At 40.5% G+C, this 1,325-nt stretch carries 1 protein-coding gene; it reads right to left on the bottom strand.

The annotated features are described in order from the left end of the window. Positions 1-15: 15 nt before the first annotated feature. Positions 16-1,325: DDE-type integrase/transposase/recombinase (locus tag DD606_RS25225; protein WP_219824238.1), on the bottom strand; the 1,310-nt coding region annotated here is incomplete at its 5' end.

Raw genomic sequence — 1,325 nt, 5'->3', positions numbered from 1 at the left:
GATTGGTCTAAGAATCTAGAAGGGACCATAGTACCTTTTTGTTAACTTAGCATAGTACTTTTGGTGTCCCGTAGGATTCTTGCCCTTTGTGTGCCTCAATCGAGCCTTTAGAAACTTAAGCAAGACCCAATCATTTTGTTTAAAGGCTAGGGCTCTTAAGTGCTTATCAGCAACAACATTTTGCCTTTGATGAGAGATGGATATAACATCCTTAATCTTTTGGAAAGATTCTTGCAAGTCTCGGCTATATTCATCTGCAGCGAAGATCTTCCCATGTACCTTAAGTAGCAAGGGACTTTTTGATCTTCCCTCAATTACCTCAAAAGGTGCTTTTCCCGTGGAAGTATGTATAGTGTTATTGTAGGCATACTCCACTAAGGGTAAGTACTTCTCCCATTGGGATCTTTGATCTACTTCCGTTACATAGGCTTTTAGTAGATCGAGAATAGTTAGGTTAGCTATTTCACTTTGGCCATCCGTTTGTGGATGATAGGCCGAAGAGAAGTTTAGCCTTGTCCCTAAATTCTCAAAGAGACCCTTCCAGAAATTACTGGTCATTCTAGGATCTCTATCCGACACTATGGACATTGGCAAGCCATGGTACTTGAAAATTTGTGAAATGAAGAGGGTTGCCATTTGATGGGCTTTGATAGTCTTTTTGACAGGTATAAAATGAGCTTGTTTACTGAACCTGTCTACCATTGTCCATATTCCCGTATTCCCATGGATAGACTTAGGCAATCCAAAGATAAAATCCATGGATATGCTCTCCCATGGTGAATTAGGGATTGGCAAGGATTGAAGCAATCCAAGTTGCTTCCCTCTATCATACTTGGTCTTTTGGCATACCACACATTTTGAAACATACTCTTGTATGTTCACTTTCATGGTAGGCCAATAGAAATACGTCTCTACTCCTCGGAGAGTAGGTTGAATACCTCTATGCCCTGCATATGGAGGAGCATGGGATTCATACATAACCTTCTCACGAAGGGAATGGGTAACACATAGCCTATTTCCGTGGAGAAGATAACCATCCTGCAAGGTGAATGGTTCCTCTTTCTTCCCCAAAGCAAGGGCTGACATTATGTCTCTAAAGTCAGGGTCAGTAGCATACTCATCTATCATAGAGGATAGATCATTGTGAGTTGCTATAGACACCACATTAACTTTTGGTCGTCGTGAAAGTGCATCGGCCACTTGATTGTGCTTACTAGCAATGTGAGCAATATGAAAATAAAATTGAAAAAGAAAGTTTTCCCACCTCATTTGTTTTTCAAAAATCTTGGTTTGCATCATGAAGTACTTGAGACTTATGTGGTCTG

This window comes from Enterobacter cloacae complex sp. GF14B, from assembly GCF_004136805.1.
GTDB lineage: Bacteria > Pseudomonadota > Gammaproteobacteria > Enterobacterales > Enterobacteriaceae > Enterobacter > Enterobacter hormaechei_C.
Note: the sequence above shows the minus strand (reverse complement) of the source record. Positions and strands in the feature narration are given on the sequence as shown.